Source organism: Sphingomonas sp. (assembly GCF_036387535.1).
GTDB lineage: Bacteria > Pseudomonadota > Alphaproteobacteria > Sphingomonadales > Sphingomonadaceae > Sphingomonas_R.
Genome location: NZ_DASVTO010000055.1, coordinates 1 through 19,946, shown reverse-complemented (window position 1 = coordinate 19,946; position 19,946 = coordinate 1). Strand labels below are relative to the sequence as shown.

Below are 19,946 nucleotides of genomic sequence, written 5' to 3'. Positions count from 1 at the left end.
GCGCAAAGCAGACGAGCGATCCGTCGATGCAACATGGAAGCGTATCGGCTCCCTCCTCGACTGCTTCTCGCCCGACGAATGCAGCAACTACCTCGTCAACTCAGGGTACGCACCAACGTGATCCGGTCACGCTCTAGCGGCAAGCTCTTCACCTGAACGAGATCCGGCACGCGCCGGGACTGACGCGTGAAGCTCCTCAATGCCGGAAATGACGCATCCCGGTGAAGATCATCGCCAGCCCGGCCGCGTCCGCCGCTGCGATCACGTCGGCGTCGCGGATCGATCCGCCCGGCTGGATCACGGCGGTCGCGCCCGCCTCCACCGCCGCCATCAGCCCGTCGGCAAAGGGGAAGAAGGCGTCGGACGCCACTGCCGAACCGATCGTGCGCGGTTCCGCCCAGCCTGCCTTTTCGGCGGCATCCTTCGCCTTCCAAGCCGCGATCCGCGCGGATTCCAGGCGGTTCATCTGCCCCGCGCCGACGCCCGCGGTGGCACCGCCATTGGCATAGACGATCGCGTTCGATTTCACATGCTTGGCCACGGTCCAGGCGAACAGGCAATCCGCCATCTCCGTCGCGGTCGGGTGCCGCTGGGTCACGACGGTCAGATCCGCCGCCGTCACCCGGCCGGCATCGCGCGACTGGACCAGCATGCCGCCCGCGATCGATTTCAGCATCAGCCCGCCTCGCGCCGGATCGGGCAGGTCACCGGTCAACAACAGCCGCAGATTTTTCTTGCCCGCGAACACCGCCCGCGCGGCATCATCGGCGGCCGGCGCCACCACCACTTCGGTGAAGATCCCGCTGATCGCCTCCGCCGTCGCGCCATCGAGCGGCCGGTTGACCGCGATGATCCCGCCGAACGCCGACACCGTGTCGCAGGCGAACGCAGCCTTGTACGCATCGATCAGCGTATCGGCGCTCGCCACCCCGCACGGATTGGCATGCTTCACGATCACGACGGTCGGCGGCCCGTCGCGAAACTCCGCGACCAGTTCCAGCGCGGCATCGGCGTCGTTGTAATTGTTGTAGCTCAGCGCCTTGCCCTGCACCTGCTCCGCTTGGGCGATGCCGGGCGTGCCACGCATGGGCAGATATAGCGCCGCCTGCTGATGCGGGTTCTCGCCGTAGCGCAGTTCCGCCCCCTTGCGCAGCGGCACCGACAGCATGTCCGGAAACGCCTCGCCCTGGTCGACATGCGCGAACCAGGCGCCGATCGCCGCGTCATAGGCGGCGGTCGCGGCGAAGGCCTTGGCCGCCAGTCGCCGGCGCGTATCGAGCATCGTGCCGCCCGTATCGGCAATCTCCGCGATCAGCGCCGGATAATCCGCCGGATCGGTCGCGATCGCGACATAGGCGTGGTTCTTTGCCGCCGACCGCACCATCGACGGCCCGCCAATGTCGATATTCTCGATCACCGCGTCGCGGTCGGCACCCTTGGCGACGGTTTCCGCGAACGGATAGAGATTGACCACCACCAGGTCGATGGCGCCGATCCCGTGCGCCGCCATCGCCGCGACATGCGCGGGATCGTCGCGCACCGCCAGCAAGCCGCCATGCACCACCGGGTGCAGCGTCTTGACGCGCCCGTCCATCATCTCCGGAAATCCGGTCAGGTCGGACACGTCGCGCACCGTCAATCCCGCCGCGCGCAGCGCCTTCGCGGTCCCGCCGGTCGATACCAGTTCCACGCCCCGATCGGCGAGAACGCGGCCCAGATCGACGAGCCCGCTCTTGTCGGACACCGACAGCAGCGCGCGGCGGATGGGGATGGCGGTCATGATCGGGCTCCGGTTCAGCAGATGCGCGCGGCCTTAGCCCAGTGTCCGGCCCAGGTCACTGTACCTTCTTCAGCACCCAGCCGGCATCCGCCCCGCCCGGCGGCGTCTCTCCGGTCATCACGAGCTGGCTCGATGCGCGCGGCCGGCCGGCGGGGTCGACCCACAGGCTGTCCTCCACCGTCAACGCACCGCCGCGGCACCGGAACTGCCACGATCCGCCGTCCGCGATCCGCAGCAGCGCGCCCTGGCCGTCTGCGGTGGTCGATACGCTGACGCCGGGCGCCAGGTGGAACCGGATCGCGAACGCCTGCTGCTCCGATCGCCGCCGCCGTCCGCCCGGCAACAGCAGATCCTCGCCGCGCACCTCGCGCCCGTCCGCGGACAGCATCAGCTGCCGCCGGTGGATCAGGCCGTACCGCCGGACGTAGCCGTCATGGCTGGCCTCCAGCCGGCTGCCGGCATCGACTTCCTGCCGGTCCAGTGCGACCTCCGCCACCCCGCGCCCCAACGAACCGTCGGGGTGCAGCGCGGTCGAATTGGTATCCGCCAGCGTCAGCGTGGAATGCGCCGCGGTCGTGCGCAGCCCGTCGACCAGTTCGGTCGGCAACAGCGCGAGCCCCGCCGCGCCGCCACAATTGACGATCAACCGCTGCGCCCCGTCCGACATCTCGAACGCCAGCGTCGATGCGCACCCGCCGGTCGACAACCGTGCGACCGGCGGCGGCGCGGCATCGATCACGATCAGCGTGCCCTGCGCGGCCAGCCGCTGATACCCCCAGTCGCGCGCCTGCCGCAGCGGGCGGGTGCGGATGCCCGACGCCGCCACCGCCGTCGCCACGCGCTTCGCCGACACCGGTCCGCCGCCCTGCCAGCTCGACAGCCCGCCATCGCCCATCGTCACGCCCAGCAGCGCCGGCACCGCCCGCGTCAGCAGGGCCGTCAGCATGTCCGGTACGTCGCGCCGCCGCGCGGCATAGACCTCCAGCAGTTGCGACAACAGTTCGATCAGTTCCAGCTGTCCGGTCGGGCACCGGCTCGCCAGCCCACCATCCGCCGGCACCGACGCCGCCAACGTCCGCGCCAGTCCCTGCTCGCCATGCGCCAGCCGGATGTCCCCGCCGGGGATCAGCAGGCCGGCCGCCACCACGCCGCACCATGCCGCGATCCGCGGCAGCCCCGGCGGCGCCTTGTCCGCACCACGATCCAGATGGCGCGCACCCCGCGCCAGCGCGTTCAGCACCGCCGATCGGTACACGATGTCCTGCGACGACAGGATCAGCGGCGCATGCGCGCCCCAGGCCAGGATGCGGCGGCCCCAATGTTCGGGGCGCCAGCCGGCGTCGGTCACCGCCCCGCCATGCACGCCCAGCCACTGCCGCACGATCAGCTCGGCGATCGGCGCCGCCCGCTCGCGCGGTCCCGCCACCGCCAGGTCGCGCAGAAAGCCGAAGGTCTGGACATGATCGACCAGCGCGGCCGGGATCGTCGCCGGATCGGCGAAATCGACCGTGGCCAGTTCGACCCCCACCCCGCCGTGGCGGATCCAGCCTTCCAGCAAATCGGCGCCGTCCGCGGCATTGCCCGGAATCGGATCGGTCGGCACGGCCAGCAATTTCAGCGGATACCGCCCGCGCAGGCGCAGCGCGTGCGACGGCAGCCGCCATGCCAGTCGCTGCACCTGCACCGCCAGCCGCGCAGCCAGCGAGGTGCCGGGCTCGCTGGCGACCCGGATCAGCTGCCGACCCGGCTCGATCCCGTCGATCGGCCCCGGCGCGTTCATGCCGCCGGGCTGTCCCCACGCGGTCCGCGCAATCGCGCGATGTTGGCGGCATAGGCATCCGCCCCGCCGCGGAACGTCGCCGTCCCGGCAACCAGCACGTTGGCGCCCGCGGCGATGGCGAGCGGTGCGGTTTCGAAATCGATCCCGCCATCGACCTGCAACCAGATGTCGCGCCCGGTTTTGCCGATCATCTTCGCGATCGCCTCGATCTTGCGCAACTGGCTCATGATGAAGCTCTGCCCGCCGAACCCGGGGTTGACGCTCATCACCAGCACCAGGTCGACATCGTCGATCAGATAATCCAGCATCTTGGCTGGCGTGCCGGGATTGAGCACCACACCCGCCTTGCACCCCAGCGCCTTGATCCGCTGCACCGTGCGGTGAATGTGCGGTCCCGCCTCCGGATGGACGGTGATATGGTCCGCCCCCGCCTCCACGAACGCCTCCAGATAGGCGTCGACCGGCGAGATCATCAGATGGACGTCGATCGGCTTGGTCGTATGCGGGCGGATCGCCTTCAGCACGCTCGGCCCGATCGAGATGTTCGGCACGAAATGCCCGTCCATCACGTCGAAATGCACCCAGTCGGCGCCGGCCGCATCGATCGCGCGCACCTCTTCGCCCAGCCGTGCGAAATCGGCGGACAGGATGGACGGGGCGATCAGGACCGGGTGCGTCATATCCACCGGCCTCTATCCGCCGTGCGGTGGGGGTGCAAGACGCGCGCTCACGCCGCCCGCCGGAACCGCGCCACGAAAAAGCCGTCCGCGCCACCGGCCTCGGCCAGCGTGCCCGGCACCACGCGCAGGAACCCCTCGGCATCGGGCGCGAATCCGGTCGGCAGTTCGTCGGCGCGCACCGCCTCTACCGCGAAGTCGGGCAGGTCGAACGCCCTGGCGATCTCCTCGCCCTCCACCGGCTCCAGCGAACAGACGGCATAGACCAGCAGGCCACCCGGCTTCACCATCGTCGCCGCATGCGCCAGCAGATGCGCCTGCTGCCCCGCCAGTTCCTTGATGACGCGCGGGCGCGCCCGGTGCAGCACCTCGGGATGGCGGCGGAAGATTCCCGTCGCCGAACAGGGCGCATCCAGCAGCACGACGTCGGCGGCGGCGTCCGGGATCCACACCGCGGCATTGGCGACCACCATCGTCGCCTTGGCGCCGATCCGGTCCATATTCTCCATCAACCGCCCCAGACGGCTGCGCGACAGGTCGATCGCGGTCGTGCTCCAGCCGGCGGTGGCCAGCTGCATCGTCTTGCCCCCCGGCGCCGCACACAGCTCGATCGCCGTGCCCGTGCCCGCCCCGATCAGCCGCGCCGGCAGCGATGCGGCGATATCCTGCACCCACCACCTTCCCTCGGCATAGCCCGGCAGGTCCTCGACCGCAGTTCCGGCCGGCACGCGCACATGGCGCGGCGCCAGGGATGCACCGCCCAGTTCGGCGATCAGCGCGGGATCGTCGGTCTTCAGCGTCAGGTCGATCGGCGCCGGCTGTGCAATGCCGTGCCGCGCCGCGTCCGCCGCCGCGTCGCCCCACGCCCGGGTCCAGCGGATGCCGACCGCCACCGGCAGGTGCGGCGGATCGGGCAGTCGGTCGCCGCGCCGGATCAGCGTTCCGAACACCCCGTGCACCAACCGCCGCGGCCCGCCATCGACCAGCGGCAGCACCGTCGCGATCGCGGCATGCGCCGGCGTCCCCAGCGCCAGCGCCTGCACCAGCGCGATGCGCAGCGCGAACCGCGGCTTGGCATCCTCCGGCATCGGCTTGGGTGTCGCCGAATCGATCAGCGCGTCCAGGTCCGGCAGGCGCCGCAACGTCTCCGCCGCGATCGCATGGGCAAAGCCGCGATCGTCGCCGCGGTCCAGGTCGGCGGTTGCCGACGCCATCGCCGCCTCCAGCGGCAATCCCTTGCGCAGCACCGCGTCCAGCAACCGCATCGCGGCACGGCGGGCCGGCGTACCGGGCGGATCGTCGGGTCTGGTCATCCGCGCGGGCTTAGAACGAGTCGGCGGGCGAGGGAACCATGCTTCGCCCCCTTCACCCCGGATCCTCCCGCCTCCTGCATCGCGTAGCGCTTTGGCAAGGCGACGCTGCTATAGCGATGGTCATGACCACCCGCTTCGAAAGCCTTCCCGAACGTCGGACGATCATCGACCGTCGCAGCATCGCCGATCGCTTGGCCTCGCTGCCCGACGGCAATGGCGCTGCGATGCGCGCCGCGTCGGTCCTGATCCTGCGCGGCGCGCTGGAGGCCGGGCGCAGGGAAATGGCGCGGCGGCTGGTCGTGCATCCCAGCCGCGGGCGCGAATCCGCCGCCGGCTACGCCTATCTGACGGATCAGCTGCTCCGCCTGATCTTCGACTTCAGCACCGGGCGGCTGTACCCCAATGCCAATCCGTCGTCGGGCGAACGCATCACGCTGGTCGCGGTCGGCGGCTATGGCCGCGGCGAAATGGCGCTCCATTCGGATATCGACATCGCCTTCCTGTCGCCGTCCAAGCCGACCGGCTGGAGCGAACAGGTCATCGAATCGATGCTCTACACGCTCTGGGATCTCGGGCTGAAGATCGGGCACAGCAGCCGGTCGCTGGACGACATGGTCCGGATGGCGAAATCGGACCTGACGATCCGCACCGCGCTGCTGGAGGGGCGCTATGTCTGGGGCGATACCGGCGTGTACCAGGATGCCGCGCGGCGCTTCGATCGCGAAATCCGCGACGGCTCGGCCGCCGCCCGCGCCTTCGTGACCGACAAGCTCGCCGAACGCGAGGCGCGGCACCAGCGGATGGGCGATAGCCGCTACGTCGTCGAACCCAATATCAAGGAGGGCAAGGGCGGCCTGCGCGATCTCCATACCCTGTTCTGGATCGGCAAGTTCGCCTACCGCGTCCGCGAACTGCCCGACCTGGTCGACAAGGGGTTGCTGACGCGCGAGGAACTGCGCCGTTTCCAACGCGCCGAAAATTTCCTGTGGGCGGTCCGCTGTCACCTCCACATCCTTTCGGCCCGGCCGGAGGATCGGCTGACCTTCGATGTCCAGCGCGAGGTCGCGACCCGGATGCGCTATACCGACCGTCCGGGTCGATCGGCGGTCGAACGCTTCATGCAGCATTATTTCCTGACCGCGAAGCAGGTCGGCGATCTGACCGCGGTGTTCCTGGCGCATCTGGACGAAACCTTCGCCAGCCGCGGCCGCCGCTTCGGCATGCCGCTGATCCGCCGCCGCCGCCGGCTCGACGGCTTTGCGCTCGACCGCGGCCGCATCGCCCTGCCGACCCCCGATTATTTCACTGGGGATCCGGTCCGCCTGATCGAAATGTTCGCGCTTGCCGATCGGCACGGACTGGAAATCCACCCGCTCGCGATGCGGCAGGCCGGGCGCGACGCGCGCTTGATCGACAATGGCGTCCGCGTCGATCCGCGCGCCAACGCGCTGTTCCTCGATGTCCTGACCTCGCCGCGCAACCCGGAGACCGTGCTGCGCTGGATGAACGAGGCAGGCATTCTGGGTCGCTTCATCCCCGATTTCGGCCGCGTCGTGGCACAGATGCAGTTCGACATGTACCATCATTACACCGTCGACGAACATTCGTTGCGCGCGATCGGGCTGCTGTCCCGCATCGAACGCGGCGAACTGAAGACCGATCATCCGCTGGCCACCGCGCTGTTCGCGCGGCTCGTGTCGCGACGCGTGCTCTATGTCGCGGTGCTGCTGCACGACATCGCTAAGGGCCGTCGCGGCGATCACAGCATCCTGGGTGCCGAAGTCGCGGAAAAACTGTGCCCGCGCTTCGGCCTGTCCGCGGCGGAGACGCAGACCGTCGCCTGGCTGGTGCGCCATCACCTGCTGATGTCGGCAACCGCGTTCCGGCGCGACCTTGCGGATTTCAAGACCATCCTCGACTTTGCCGGCGTGGTGCAAAGCCCGGAACGGCTCCGCCTGCTGCTGATGCTGACCATCGTCGACATCCGTGCAGTCGGGCCGGGCGTGTGGAACAGCTGGAAACGCCAGTTGCTGACCGACCTGTATGACGCGGGCGAGGAAGTCCTGCGGCTGGGGCACAAGCAGCGCGGCCGTGGCGAGCGGATCGATGCCAAGCAGGCGCAGCTTCGGCGCGAACTCGGCTGGAACGATGCGCAGTTCGAAGCCTTCTCGCGCCGCCTGCCCGATGCCTATTGGGTGGCCGAACCCGCCGACGTCGTGGCACGCAACGCCGCGCTGGTGGAAAGTGCCGACGCCGGCGGGGTCCCGCTGTCGATCGTCGCCACCGCCGATCCGGAACGCGGCGCCACGCTGGTCACGGTCTATGCCGGCGATCATCCGGGGCTGTTCTACCGGATCGCGGGCGCGGTCCATCTTGCCGGCGGCAACATCATCGATGCGCGCATCCACACCACGCGCGACGGCATGGCGCTCGACAATCTGCTGGTGCAGGACCCGTTCGGTCAGCCGTTTGACGAGGAAAGCCGGCTCGAACGGCTGCGCGCCGGAATCGCCGATGCGCTGGCCAACCGCAACCGCCTTGCGGATCGGCTCGCCGCCAAGCCGATGGCCCGCACCCGCGCCGAAGCGTTCGACATCGAACCGCAGGTGCTGGTCGATAACAAGGCGTCGAACCGCTATACGGTGGTGGAGGTCAATGCCCGCGATCGCCCGGCACTGCTCAATGCGCTGGCCCACGCGCTGTTTCAGGCCAAGGCGACGATCCACAGCGCCCATATCGCCACCTATGGCGAACGCGCCGTCGACGTCTTCTATCTGACCGATCTGGTCGGCGACAAGATCACGGCGCCTGCGCGTCTGCGCACCATGGAACGTCTGCTGCTGGCGGCGGCGGAGGGCGAAGGCTCGCTCGCCGCGGTCGCGTAACGGTAAAGGGGCCACGCGCTCTTCGCGCATGGCCCCCTCCCGTCAATCCAGGGGTCTGACCGTCAGAACTTGGTCCGCGCGGTCACGCCGAACGTCCGCGGCTCCGCCAGGAAGCTGGTGAACAACTGGTTGGCGGTGGTGCCGAATGCCTGGGTCTGGGCGATGCTGCCCGAACCCTGGAACGGCGCGTTGAACGCGACCTGCTGGTAGTTCTTGTTGAACACGTTCTGGCCCCAGAACTCCAGCGACCAGGCCTGCTGCGGCCCGCGGATGCCGATACGGGCATTCACCAGCACGAAGCTGTCCTGCGCCTTTTCCGGGAACAGATCCGACCCGGTATTATATCCGGACGACAGGCGGGTATCGGCATAGAGCAGGCCGCTCAGCCCCGATGATCCGATGTCCGGCGTCCAGGTGCTCGACACCGTGACGACATTGGCGGGCGCATTCGACAATTGCCGACCGGACAGCAGGAACAGGCCGGGATCGAGCGACTCGCCCGCGGTGCTGCCGACCAGGTTCCGGCGATACTTGCTCTCCGTATAGGTATAGCCCGCCGCCAGCTGGAACCCGCGCGCAGGATACAGCGCCGCTTCCAGCTCGACACCCTGCGAAATGACGCCAGGCTTGGTGCCCGCGGTGCAGGTGCCGGTCGCCCGCGTATTGTCGGTGTCGCCACCGTTCAGGCTCGCTTTGCACGCGTTGATGTTCTGCACGATGAACACCGATCCGTTGAAGGTGTTCAGCTGGAAGCTCTGAAACTCCTGGCGGAACGCTGCGATGTTGAAGTTGAACCGCCGCGTGGTGTATTTCAGACCCACTTCATACGCGTCGACCTTTTCGGCCTCGAACTGCAACCCGTTGGCATCGGCATTGCTGCGCGGCGCGAACACCCCGTTCGGACCGCCGAGGTCAGATCGATCCAGGTTGAAACCGCCCGCCTTGTAGCCTTTGGAATAGCTGGCGTAGGTCATGACCCGCGGCGTCGGCTTCCACGAAACGACCGCCGTTCCGGTGAACTCGTTCTCCTTGCGCTTGCTGTTCAGATCGAGCGCGTTCAGCGTCGAACTGGAATTGCCGGTGCAGCTCAGCGTGATGATCCCGCCGATCAGCGTGGCCAGCGGGGCGGCGGCCGGGTTGGACAGCAAGGGTGACAATGCCGCCTGCTGCGTCGGGCAGACGGTGTTGTTGTTGTTGAAGTTCGCGTTGAACTTCTTGGTCTCGTTCGTATAGCGCGCGCCCAGCGTGATGCTCAGCGTGTCGGTGACGTTGAAGATGTTGTGCGTGAAGAATGCGAAGTTCTCGGAGTCCTGGCGGTAGTCTGCGCGCTGATCGCCCACGTTGCTCATCGTGCTCAGGCGATCGATCCCGCCGATGACGGCCGACGCCAACGGACCGAACGCACCCGTCAGCGTGGCGCGACCAGCGGCGCTGAGGCAGCCTGGCGAACCCGGCGCGCGCAAGACAGAGGCCGGATTGACTGTCGCCACGATGCGACACGCGGCGAACGCGCCATATTGCGTCCCGAATTTGGCGTTATCGATCAGCTTCAGCTTCTCGTTCGAATAATAACCCCCGACCAGGAAATCGAGCCGGTCATCGAGCGCCGTGCCCTGGAACCGCAATTCCTGGGTGAAGGTCTTGAACTGGCGGTACGAATTGCCGTCGTCGGCACGGTAGGTGATGTCCGCGCGATTATAATCGATATCCCCCGCGCCGCCGGCCTTGTACTGGCGATAGGCGGTGATCGAGGTCAGCTTGACCGGGCCGAGATCATAATCGATCTGGCCCGATCCGCCATAATCCGTCGTCTTGTTGCGGTACGTGCGACCCGGCGTCAGCGTGATGTTGCGGCTGTAGGGATCGAGCTGGCTCTGTTGCGGAACCCCGGCGTTGAAGAACGGATGGTTCAGGATGTCGACGAAACGATTGGTCGCCGAAAAAGCGATCTGTCCGTCGGTGTTGACGCCGCCATTGGCGGTCGAATTGGTCGTCGTCGTGGGATCGGTCGTTTCCTTGGTGGCGACATAGACCGCGCCGCAGCAGCTTTCGTTGCGGTAGCTGTAATCGCCGATCAGGCGCACCGACAGCGTGTCATTGGGTTCGTACAGCAGCTGGCCGCGCACGAAGTACCGGTCGCGGTCGTTGACGCGCGACTCGCTGCCGCCGCCCTGCGTGACGTTCTTGTAGAAACCGTCGCGCTCGACATAGATGCCGTCCAGCCGATAGGCGAAACCGCTCTCCTTGCTGCCGATCGGGCCGCTGATGCCGCCTGCCAGGCGCAGGAAATCATAATTGCCGTAATTCGCCTCGGCATAGCCTTCGGAGGTGAAGGACGGCTTCTTCGACACGATGTTGATCAGGCCGGCGGACGCGTTGCGCCCGAACAGCGTACCCTGCGGCCCGCGCAGCACCTCGACCCGCTCGATCTCGCCCAGTTCGTTCAAGCCCGATCCGGTGCGGCTGCGATACACGCCGTCGATGAACACCGCGACCGAACTCTCCAGTCCGGGATTGTCGCCGACCGTACCGATACCGCGGATACGGGCGGAGCCATTGGCCTCGTTGCCGGTCGACGACACCAGCAGCGACGGCGCAAGCTGGTTCAACTGACGAATGTCGGTCGCGCCGGAATTCTGGAGCGAGGCCGCCGTAACCGCCGTCACCGCGATCGGCACGTCCGACAACGGGCTCGCGCGGCGGGTCGCGGTCACGATGATGCTGTTCGGATCATAATTGGGGCTGTTCGGATCGGACGCACTCGCCGCGGGCGATGCCGCATCTGCCGGAACGATCGCGCTGCCGGTCCCGTTCGACTGGACCGCACCGGCCTCGGTCGCGCTGCCGACCGGCTGGGTCATCGTCGCAGCGTCGGTCTGCGTGGACCCGCTATTGTCCTGCGCCACCGCAGGCGCAGAAATCGCGACAAGACAGGTAGACAGCAGCCACAGTGCCTTCGGCATCATCTTCTCCCCCAAAGAACATTCTTTTATGAATTGCCGTGAACGTAAAGCGAGTGCCTTCCACACGCCAGTTCAAAGTGCAGGGCATGCACAATAATCGGGAGATTTGCGTCGTTTTTGCAACATCTTAGCCGGCACTGTTGTTCGCAGTTGCAGCATGATCTTCCGGTATCAGCCGGTATGACGTCGCGTCATGGCCGCAATTCCGGCAACGCAGACGCAGAAAGGCCGCCCGTCTCGGATCGGAGACGGGCGGCCTTGTCGACTGGTAAAATGTGCAGGGCTTATTTCGGCGACAGCACCATCAGCATCTGGCGCCCTTCCATGCGGGGATGCTGTTCCACCTTGGCGGTTTCCATCACATCTTCCTGCACGCGGCGGAGCAGGTTCATGCCCAGCTGGCCATGCGCCAATTCCCGCCCGCGGAAACGGAGCGTCACCTTGACCTTGTCGCCCTCGTCGATGAACTCGTTCAGCTTCTTCATCTTCGTATCATAGTCATGATCGTCGATGTTCGGACGCATCTTGATCTCCTTGATCTCCTGCGTCTTCTGGCTCTTCCGCGCGAGATTCGCCTTTTTCTGCGTCTCGTATTTGAACTTGCCCACGTCCAGGAACTTGGCGACGGGCGGATCGGCGTTGGGAGAGACTTCGACCAGGTCGAGACCCACTTCGCGCGCCTGCTCCATCGCTTCGCGCGTGTACATGACGCCCAGATTCTCGCCATTCTCATCGATCACCCGAACCTTCTGGCTCTGGATGAACTCGTTGAAGCGGGGGCCGTTAAGCGGGGAAGGCGTCGGCGCGAAACCGCGGCGTGGCATCATCGGGGGTATGGTCGTCTCTCCTGTCGGACCGTTGGTCTACTATGCCGTATATAGGCGATTTCGGGCTTGTGTGAAAGGGTGCAGGCCGCATCCCCCGCCGCCCCGCCCGAAAATCAGCGATCCGATCCCGCCAGCGCGGCCAGCGCATCCGAAATCTGTTCGCGCCGCACCGGATCGCGCGTCATTTCCAGCATCGCGCTCAGGCTGGCGCGTGCCGCCGCCACGCGCCCGGCCGCCAGTTCCAGCCGCGCGCGTTCCCACCACGCGTGGCCCGCGCCGGGCGCAATCACGGTCATCCGCTCGAACAGGGTCAACGCCCGCGCGCTCTGCCCCGCCTTTTCCGCGCGCATCGCCTGGTTCAACAACAGCCGCACCAGCACCGATCGATTGGACATGGCCGCCACGTGCCCGGCCGCCGGCTTCGTTCCCGGTCCCAGGATGCGCGCCAGCAACGCCGCCAGCGCGTCCGATCCGACCTCGACGCCGCCCGAAAACGGATCGATCAGCACCGGCTCGACATCCGCCCCAACTCGCACCAGCACATGACCCGGCGTGTCCAGTGCGACCGCGGACCAGCCCAGCCGGCGCGCCGCCGCGACATACAGGATCGCCAGACTTACCGGCAGGCCACGGCGGCGTTCGAGAACGCGGATCATGTCGGCATTGGCCGGATCGTCATAGGTCGTCCGGTCGCCGGTGAACCCATATTCCCCGCCAATGACCTGCGCCAGCACCGCGACCCGCGCGGCGCTGTCATGGGCATCCATGCCGGCTTCGGCGATCCGTTCGCTGATCTGGCCCAATTGATCCACCAGCGGGCCGACGTCGACATCGGGATGATCGAGCGCCGCCAGGTCGAGCGCGGCGGAATCGAGCATGATGGCGTCATCATCGATCAGCCCGAGGTGAAGGATTTCGGCGTTCATCGCCGGGATATGGGCGACCGGGCGGCATGCGCCAACCACCCCAACCGCGGCGCCGTGCGCTTAACTGCCCACCAGCACCGGCTGCGGGCGCGTCATCGCGGGGTAAAAGCTCTGCAACGCCTTGACCTTGGGCAGATCGTTGATCCGGATATAGGCCGAGTCCGGATTTCGCACCAGATAATCCTGATGATAGGGTTCGGCCGGGTAAAAACCCCGATACGGCTCGATCCGGGTCACGATCGGCCGCTTCCACACGCCCGACCGGCCGAGTTGCGCAATATAGGCGCGCGCGACCTGTGCCTGCGCGGGCGTGGTCGGCATGATCGCGGATCGATATTGCGTCCCGCGATCGGGGCCCTGCGCGTTCAGCTGCGTCGGATCGGCCACGACCGAGAAATAGATCTGGAGCAGCGTGCCATAGCTGACGACGCGCGGATCATAGGTGATGCGCACGGCTTCGGCGTGGCCGGTGTCTCCGCCCGATACGCGTTCATACTGCGCGGTCGCCTTGGCGCCGCCGGCATAGCCCGAAACCGCCGACTGCACGCCTTTCACCCGCTGATACACGCCCTGCACGCCCCAGAAGCAACCGCCGGCGAACACCGCGGTCTGCATGCCGGCCGGCCCCGCCGGGTCGACGCGCGCCGCGGGTGTCCGCACCGCCACTTCGGCCGACGCCGCCGATATGGTGCTGAGCGTCCCAACGGCGATCAGCCCGGCGGCAATGGCGGCGGTGACGGAAACGCGAACGGACATGGCGACCTCGGTGCTCGAACGATGATATGACCCAGATACGTGGGGCGACGGCATTTGGTTACACCCGGTCCGATCCGGGCTTGCGGCGATCGTCGCCCAGCAACAGGTCCGCGCCCTTTGCCTTCACCCCCGCGGTGATCGCACCGGTGAAGAAGGACAGCATCGCGGGCAGGATCAGGCTGACCCGCACCACCGCATCCTGGATATCCAGCGTGGCCGTCACCTCCTGCCCCATCGCCGCGACCTGCATCGTCATCCGGTCCTCCCCGTCCCAGCGCGATTGCACCGTCGCCACGCCGCCCGGAATGTGCGCGGGCAGTTCGCCGATGCGCGATCGGATGCGGCGGCGTGCCTCTTCGCGGCCAAGGCTGTGGGGAAGGTCGATGATCGTGGGTTGTGCCATGACCGATATCTAGGAACGCCCCGCCGTCCGTGCCACCCGCCGTATCCATGGCGTAATCGCGCGCGCCCGTATAAGACCCTGCAAAGGGCGCGGCTCCGGCGCGCCACAATCGGGATTACATGATGGCCGCCACTTCCTCCACGCTGCTCGAACGCGCGTTCGAACTCGCCCGCAACGGCGGCTGCACCAATATCGACGACATCGTGCGCAAGCTGAAGTCGGAAAATTATGATCAGGTCGACGCGCACATGGCCGGCTCGCAGATCCGGCGCCAGCTTCGGCAGGAGTTTCAGGACGCCCGCCGCCGCTGACGCCCGCCGCTAGCCGCTAGCCGCTAGCCGGCTACATCCGCGGCCACCGTCCGCCGCCCGGCGAACGCAGCATACAGGGCCAGGCCGATGACGTTCCAGATCAGGAAATAAAGCTGCGTCTTCGCCGGCAGGCTGAGGAACAGGTACAGACACCCCGCCACCGCGATCCCGCCGACCAGCCAGGGCGCCGGCGTGCGGAACGTGCGCGGCATGTCCGGCGCCCGCCGCCGCATGATCAGCATGCAGATCGACACCGCGGTAAACGCCGCCAGGGTGCCGGCATTGGCCAGCGCCGCGATCTCGTCCAGCGGGAACAGCCCGGCGATCGCGCCGACGATCACCGCGGTGAAGATCGTGATGCGCACCGGGGTCCCGCGCCGCGATACCTTGGCCAGCGCATTCGGCAGCAACCGGTCGCGCGCCATCACGAAGAAGATGCGCGACTGTCCGTAGAAGAATGCCAGGATCACGGTCGGCAACGCCACCACCGCCGACGCCGCCAGATAGGTCGCCGCCGCCGGTTGCCCCAACAGCCGCAGGATCAGCGCCAACGGCTCCGGGCTGTTGGAAAATCGGGTATATCCGATGGCGCCCACCGCCGCCGCGGCCACGCCCATATAGATGATGACGCACAGCACCATCGATCCGACGATGCCGATCGGCAGGTCGCGGGTCGGGTTCTTGGTCTCCTCCGCCGCGGTCGCGATCGCATCGAAGCCGTAGAAGGCGAAGAAGATGATCGCCGCCGCCGCCATCACGCCGCGCTCCACCCCGTCCGGCCCCATCCGCTTCGGAAATCCGAAGGGCATGAACGGTTCCAGGTTGGACGATCGGAAATAGGGTAGCGCCACCACCACGAACACGATCAACGCCACGATCTTCACCAGCACCAGCAACGCGTTGAGATTGGCGCTTTCTTTGGTCCCCAGCGTCAGCAGCCCGGCCACCACTGCGATGATCGCGACTGCCGGCAGGTTGACGATGCCGCCCAGTTCCGGCCCCTGCATCAACGCGGTCGGCACGCCGGCCCATGCCTGCAACAACGGGGCGGCATAGCCGGACCAGCCGACCGCCACCGCGCTCACCACCAGGCTATATTCCAGGATCAGGCTCCACCCGATCACCCACGCGACCAGCTCGCCGATCACGACATAGCTGTAGGTATAGGCGCTGCCCGACGCCGGGATCATCGTCGCCATTTCCGCATAGGCCAGGGCCGCGCACGCGCAGATCGTGCCCGCGATCAGGAACGACAGGATCACCGACGGCCCCGCCTTGTCCGCGCCGACGCCGATCAGCGTCAGGATTCCCGTTCCCACGATCGCGCCGACGCCCAGCGCCACCAGATGCGGCCAGCTCAGCGTCCGGTTCAGCCGGTGTTCGGGCGCCATGTCCGCGCGATCGACCACGATCTTGCGCCTGTTCCAGTGTTTCACCGCCACTCCCCGTTGGTTGTTCCCTTGTCCTAGGCGCCTCTGCCGGCACTGCAAGCGTCGCAAGGCCGCCGCGCGATTTGCGTCGCGGGACGCACCGGTTAGAATGGCGGCACGACGATCGAAGGACGACCCCATCCCGGACCAGCCGACCACCCCGCCCACGCCACCGATCGTCCGCCATGTCGCGATCATCGGCGGCGGATTCGCCGGCGCGCTGATGGCGGTCAATCTGCTCCGGCATGACGGGCCGACCGCCACACTGATCGAACGACGGTCGCAGGCGGGGCTTGGCGTCGCCTATTCCGCGGCGCACCCCGATCACCGCCTGAACGTCCGCGCGGGCAACATGAGCGCGCTGCCCGACGACCCCGGTCATTTCGAACGCTGGCTGGCCGATCGCCACCCGGCCCATGTCGGCGGCTTTGCGCCCCGGCTGATCTATGGCGATTATCTGACCGATCTGCTCTCGGCAACCGCGGCCCGCTCCAACGGTCGGCTCCGGATCGTGCGCGGCGATGCCGTCGATCTCGCGCTGTCGGACGCCGGCACCACCGTCACACTGGACGACGGCAGCCGCATCGCCGCCGACGCGGTCGTGCTCGCGACCGGCAACCTGCCCCCGCACACCCCGCCCGGCATCGATCCCGCGCTGCTGGGGCCGGATCGCTATGCCGCCGATCCCTGGGCGGCGGATGTCGCCGACGGACTTCGCGACGACGACACCGTGCTGCTGCTGGGTGGCGGGCTGACGATGGTCGATGTCGCGCTGCTGCTCGATGCGCGCGGCTTTCGCGGACGCATGCTGGCGCTGTCGCGCCGCGGGCTGCTGCCGCGGGCGCATGGCGATGCGCCGGCAGCGCCGCTGGCCGAACGTCCGCAGGGGTCGCCCGCGAACCTGCTGCGCCAGGTCCGCGCCCGCGCGGCGCAGACCGGCTGGCGCTCCGCGGTCGATGCGCTCCGCCCGCATACCCAGTCCCTGTGGCGCGGTGCCGAGGCGCCCGATCGCGCCCGCTTCCTGCGGCATCTCCGCCCGTGGTGGGACGTCCATCGCCATCGTCTCGCACCTCAGGTCGCGGACCGCGTCGCCGCGCTGCGGGCGGCGGGCGGGCTGCGGATCGTCGCCGGCAAGCTGGAGCAGGTCCTGTCCGGCCCCGCCGGCATGACGCTGCGCTATCGCCCACGCGGCGACACGGCCGGCGCAACGCTTCCGGTCCGGCGGATCGTCAACTGCACCGGCCCGCTCGGCGACATTCGCCGGACATCGGAACCGCTGCTGCGGGGCATGCTCGACCGTGGCCTGATCCGCCCCGACCCGCTTCAGATCGGGATCGATGTCGATCCGCAATCGGCGGTGCTGGACCGGGATGGCGCCACCTCGGGCCGGCTCTTCGCGATCGGCCCGATGACGCGCGGTACCTTCTGGGAAATTGTCGCGGTGCCCGACATCCGGCAACAGACCTGGTCGGTCGCGCGTCGCCTCTCCAACGCGATGTGGGTCGGCGGCGAGGGGCTCTGACGCGATCCCCCCGGTCGCGATGCCGCGGTTGGTGGGGTGACAGCGGGCCTGCATTGCGGCAGAAGCGACGCGCATGGGTCGCGACGCGCCAGACACAGATCCCGGATCGGGTACGATCGAGCTAGGCCGCAACCTCACGCACGGCCTGCTCGACACGCTTGGTCGCGCGATCGTCACCGGCCGCTATGAAAAACGCCCCTTTCCGACCGAGGCGGAGATCACCAAGACCCACGGGATCAGCCGGTCCGTCACGCGCGAAGCGGTGAAGATGCTGACCGCAAAGGGGTTGGTCAGCGCGCGCCCGCGTCAGGGTACCACCGTTCTCCCGGCCAGCGCGTGGAACCTGTTCGATACCGACGTGCTGCGCTGGACGCTGGAACGCAAATTTTCGGTCGATCTGCTACGGCATTTCAACCAGTTGCGCGTCGCGATCGAGCCGGAGGCCGCCGCGCTGGCCGCCTGCTTCCGGGACGAATCCGATCTCGCCACGATCCGCCACGGTCTGGCGCAGATGGAGGCGGCGGAAAACGGTCTGGCCGACACGCTGGAAAGCGACATCGCCTTTCATGTCGCCATCCTGCGTGCCTCGAAAAATCCGTTCTATGCGCAATTCCATTCGGTCGTCTCGACCGCGCTGCACACGTCGATCCGCTTCACCAACCGGATCAAGGGACGATCCGCCAATGTCGCGGACCATGCCGCTGTCGCCGATGCGATCGCCGCCGGCCAACCCGATGCGGCCCGCAACGCCATGCGCCGCATCATCGGCGATGTGCTCACCCTGATCGGCGACCCCGACCCGCGCTGATGGGCCGGACCGCGATGGACCGGCTTGAGACTTAATTCATGCTTTGCGTTCAATATGATGCCGACGAGTCGAACACGCCAAAGAGCGATCGTCATCTTCGGAGACCACGCGTGAATCATCTTTCCATTGCGAAAAAGCTTGTCGTTGGCTTTGGTGCCTGCCTCCTGATCATCTTCGCGCTCAGCGGGCTTGCTGTCGTGAAGCTGTCCGGCCTGAACGATCATGTCCTGACATTCTCGACCAATCGGATGCCGAAGGCAATCGCACTTGGAAAATTCGATAGCGCGTTCAGCGCCTATCGCACCAGCCTCTACCGCTATGCCGCAAGCTCTGACGATTCCTTGGCCGCCGCGGAGATGAACGAGCAGGCCGCGCGCAAGACCGTAGACGACAGTTTTCACCTGCTGGAGTCGCTGATCGTCGCGGCCGACGTCAAGGCCGCCGCCGCGGAGATCGCGACCCTACTGCCGAAGATCTACCGCGCCGACGACGCGGCACTAGCTCTATCCCGGCAACATAGAAATGACGAGTCCACCAAGTCATTGTTGAAGAACGGCGAAACAGCTGCAGCCATTCAGGCTCGGTCCGCCAGGATTGCGGAACTGTTTGCAGTACAGGTCGAAACCGCAAAGCGGGACGCGGCCGCCAGCTATGGCAGCGCCAAGGTCATCATCGAAGCCACGGTACTGCTGTCGATCGCACTCGTCGCGATGCTGCTGACCATGATGATCCGCATGATTTCGGTTCCGATCGGAAGGTTGACCGGGGCGATCGGCGAACTGGCCACGGGCAAGCTGGACACGGAGGTTCCGGTCGACGGTCGTCGCGACGAAGTCGGAAAGCTCGCGACTTCGGTGCAGACGCTGCGCGATCAGCTGCGCGGTGCGGAGGCGGCGAAGGCGGCGCAGACGGACCTGATCTGCGACAGCATCGGCACGGGCCTGGACGCCTTGTCGAAGGGTGATCTCACCGCGCGGATCGATGCCGACCTCACCGGCCCCTTCGCCAAGCTCAAGGCCGACTTCAACCGCGCCATGGATGCGCTGGGCGAAACGCTCTCCGCCGTCTCGCGCGCGACCAGCGGCATCCACACCGGTGCGACCGAAATCAGCCAGGCCTCCGACGACCTGTCCCGCCGCACCGAGCAGCAGGCCGCCTCGCTGGAGGAAACCGCCGCTGCCATGGACGAGATCACTGCCACCGTCCGCGAAACCGCATCCGGCGCGGTCCGCGCCAACGAAGTCGTCGCCGCCACCCGCAGCGATGCCGAGGATGGCGGCCGCGTCGTCCGTCAGGCCGTCGAGGCCATGGGCGGCATCGAACGCGCCTCGGGCGAAATCTCGGAGATCATCTCGGTCATCGACGGCATCGCCTTCCAGACCAACCTGCTCGCGCTCAACGCCGGTGTCGAGGCCGCCCGCGCGGGCGATGCCGGCCGCGGCTTCGCCGTCGTCGCCTCCGAAGTCCGCGCGCTCGCCCAGCGGTCGGCCGAGGCCGCCAAGGACGTCAAGACCAAGATCACCGCATCCGCCGGTCAGGTCGACATCGGCGTCGCGCTGGTCGGC

Annotated in this window: 15 protein-coding genes and 1 pseudogene; 6 read left to right on the top strand and 10 right to left on the bottom strand. The window is 67.3% G+C overall.

Translation table 11 applies throughout. The features are described 5' to 3' along the window. Positions 1 to 121, top strand: a pseudogene (locus VF649_RS04545) (IS630 family transposase); the annotation flags it as partial. Between the two features lie 75 nt (positions 122 to 196). Here VF649_RS04545 and purH read toward each other — a convergent pair. The 4 genes from purH to VF649_RS04525 are packed head-to-tail and all read right to left on the bottom strand — an operon-like array spanning position 197 to position 5,550. Continuing rightward, positions 197 to 1,780, bottom strand: a complete 1,584-nt coding sequence (gene purH, locus VF649_RS04540) for a bifunctional phosphoribosylaminoimidazolecarboxamide formyltransferase/IMP cyclohydrolase (RefSeq protein ID WP_331010766.1) — start codon at positions 1,778 to 1,780, stop codon at positions 197 to 199. Between the two features lie 55 nt (positions 1,781 to 1,835). Next, the gene (locus VF649_RS04535; protein WP_331010765.1) at positions 1,836 to 3,560 is read right to left on the bottom strand and encodes a heparinase II/III family protein; all 1,725 of its coding nucleotides are present in this window, start codon (positions 3,558 to 3,560) and stop codon (positions 1,836 to 1,838) included. Beyond that, positions 3,557 to 4,240 carry a ribulose-phosphate 3-epimerase gene (gene rpe / locus VF649_RS04530; protein WP_331010764.1) on the bottom strand — a complete coding sequence of 228 codons (684 nt, stop codon included), beginning with the start codon at positions 4,238 to 4,240 and terminating at the stop codon, positions 3,557 to 3,559. The genes VF649_RS04535 and rpe overlap by 4 nt, the downstream gene beginning before the upstream one ends. A gap of 47 nt (positions 4,241 to 4,287) precedes the next feature. After that, positions 4,288 to 5,550 carry an RsmB/NOP family class I SAM-dependent RNA methyltransferase gene (locus tag VF649_RS04525; RefSeq protein WP_331010763.1) on the bottom strand — a complete coding sequence of 421 codons (1,263 nt, stop codon included), beginning with the start codon at positions 5,548 to 5,550 and terminating at the stop codon, positions 4,288 to 4,290. A gap of 122 nt (positions 5,551 to 5,672) precedes the next feature. On the opposite strand from VF649_RS04525, the gene VF649_RS04520 reads away from it, so the two are divergent. Continuing rightward, positions 5,673 to 8,435 (top strand): [protein-PII] uridylyltransferase, encoded by a 2,763-nt coding sequence (locus VF649_RS04520; protein ID WP_331010762.1) that lies wholly within the window; start codon positions 5,673 to 5,675, stop codon positions 8,433 to 8,435. A gap of 62 nt (positions 8,436 to 8,497) precedes the next feature. Here VF649_RS04520 and VF649_RS04515 read toward each other — a convergent pair whose 3' ends face one another. From VF649_RS04515 to VF649_RS04495, 5 genes are all read right to left on the bottom strand, one after another. After that, positions 8,498 to 11,398, bottom strand: a complete 2,901-nt coding sequence (locus VF649_RS04515; RefSeq protein WP_331010761.1) for a TonB-dependent receptor — start codon at positions 11,396 to 11,398, stop codon at positions 8,498 to 8,500. A gap of 284 nt (positions 11,399 to 11,682) precedes the next feature. Continuing rightward, on the bottom strand, positions 11,683 to 12,225 hold the full coding sequence (infC, locus tag VF649_RS04510; RefSeq protein WP_414713639.1) for a translation initiation factor IF-3: 543 nt from the start codon (positions 12,223 to 12,225) through the stop codon (positions 11,683 to 11,685). 113 nt (positions 12,226 to 12,338) lie between these two features. Further along, entirely contained in the window at positions 12,339 to 13,151 is an 813-nt protein-coding gene (locus VF649_RS04505) for a transglutaminase-like domain-containing protein (RefSeq protein ID WP_331010760.1), read from the bottom strand. A gap of 60 nt (positions 13,152 to 13,211) precedes the next feature. Then, on the bottom strand, positions 13,212 to 13,907 hold the full coding sequence (msrA, locus tag VF649_RS04500) for a peptide-methionine (S)-S-oxide reductase MsrA (protein ID WP_331010759.1): 696 nt from the start codon (positions 13,905 to 13,907) through the stop codon (positions 13,212 to 13,214). A gap of 58 nt (positions 13,908 to 13,965) precedes the next feature. Then, positions 13,966 to 14,310: a polyhydroxyalkanoic acid system family protein gene (locus VF649_RS04495; RefSeq protein ID WP_331010758.1), complete on the bottom strand. Its 345-nt coding sequence runs from the start codon at positions 14,308 to 14,310 to the stop codon at positions 13,966 to 13,968. Between the two features lie 122 nt (positions 14,311 to 14,432). Between VF649_RS04495 and VF649_RS04490 the strand changes: the two genes are divergently transcribed. Beyond that, positions 14,433 to 14,621, top strand: a complete 189-nt coding sequence (locus VF649_RS04490; RefSeq protein ID WP_331010757.1) for a hypothetical protein — start codon at positions 14,433 to 14,435, stop codon at positions 14,619 to 14,621. Between the two features lie 23 nt (positions 14,622 to 14,644). Here the strand turns inward: VF649_RS04490 and VF649_RS04485 are convergent, their stop codons facing one another. Further along, positions 14,645 to 16,012, bottom strand: a complete 1,368-nt coding sequence (locus VF649_RS04485) for an amino acid permease (protein WP_331010768.1) — start codon at positions 16,010 to 16,012, stop codon at positions 14,645 to 14,647. 214 nt (positions 16,013 to 16,226) lie between these two features. Here VF649_RS04485 and VF649_RS04480 point away from each other — a divergent pair, with 214 nt between their 5' ends. From VF649_RS04480 to VF649_RS04470, 3 genes are all read left to right on the top strand, one after another. Further along, positions 16,227 to 17,573, top strand: a complete 1,347-nt coding sequence (locus tag VF649_RS04480) for an FAD/NAD(P)-binding protein (protein ID WP_331010767.1) — start codon at positions 16,227 to 16,229, stop codon at positions 17,571 to 17,573. A gap of 73 nt (positions 17,574 to 17,646) precedes the next feature. Then, entirely contained in the window at positions 17,647 to 18,381 is a 735-nt protein-coding gene (locus tag VF649_RS04475; RefSeq protein ID WP_331010756.1) for a FadR/GntR family transcriptional regulator, read from the top strand. 110 nt (positions 18,382 to 18,491) lie between these two features. Beyond that, positions 18,492 to 19,946 (top strand): methyl-accepting chemotaxis protein (locus tag VF649_RS04470; RefSeq protein WP_331010755.1); only part of this gene is annotated, 1,455 nt, incomplete at its 3' end.

What these genes read in the sequence shown, in the direction of transcription:
- purH (WP_331010766.1), bottom strand. Translation starts at nt 1,780, where the DNA reads ATGACCGCCATCCCCATCCGCCGCGCGCTGCTGTCGGTGTCCGACAAG.
- VF649_RS04535 (WP_331010765.1), bottom strand. Translation starts at nt 3,560, where the DNA reads ATGAACGCGCCGGGGCCGATCGACGGGATCGAGCCGGGTCGGCAGCTG.
- rpe (WP_331010764.1), bottom strand. Translation starts at nt 4,240, where the DNA reads ATGACGCACCCGGTCCTGATCGCCCCGTCCATCCTGTCCGCCGATTTC.
- VF649_RS04525 (WP_331010763.1), bottom strand. Translation starts at nt 5,550, where the DNA reads ATGACCAGACCCGACGATCCGCCCGGTACGCCGGCCCGCCGTGCCGCG.
- VF649_RS04520 (WP_331010762.1), top strand. Translation starts at nt 5,673, where the DNA reads ATGACCACCCGCTTCGAAAGCCTTCCCGAACGTCGGACGATCATCGAC.
- VF649_RS04515 (WP_331010761.1), bottom strand. Translation starts at nt 11,398, where the DNA reads ATGCCGAAGGCACTGTGGCTGCTGTCTACCTGTCTTGTCGCGATTTCT.
- infC (WP_414713639.1), bottom strand. Translation starts at nt 12,225, where the DNA reads ATGATGCCACGCCGCGGTTTCGCGCCGACGCCTTCCCCGCTTAACGGC.
- VF649_RS04505 (WP_331010760.1), bottom strand. Translation starts at nt 13,151, where the DNA reads ATGAACGCCGAAATCCTTCACCTCGGGCTGATCGATGATGACGCCATC.
- msrA (WP_331010759.1), bottom strand. Translation starts at nt 13,907, where the DNA reads ATGTCCGTTCGCGTTTCCGTCACCGCCGCCATTGCCGCCGGGCTGATC.
- VF649_RS04495 (WP_331010758.1), bottom strand. Translation starts at nt 14,310, where the DNA reads ATGGCACAACCCACGATCATCGACCTTCCCCACAGCCTTGGCCGCGAA.
- VF649_RS04490 (WP_331010757.1), top strand. Translation starts at nt 14,433, where the DNA reads ATGGCCGCCACTTCCTCCACGCTGCTCGAACGCGCGTTCGAACTCGCC.
- VF649_RS04485 (WP_331010768.1), bottom strand. Translation starts at nt 16,012, where the DNA reads ATGGCGCCCGAACACCGGCTGAACCGGACGCTGAGCTGGCCGCATCTG.
- VF649_RS04475 (WP_331010756.1), top strand. Translation starts at nt 17,647, where the DNA reads ATGGGTCGCGACGCGCCAGACACAGATCCCGGATCGGGTACGATCGAG.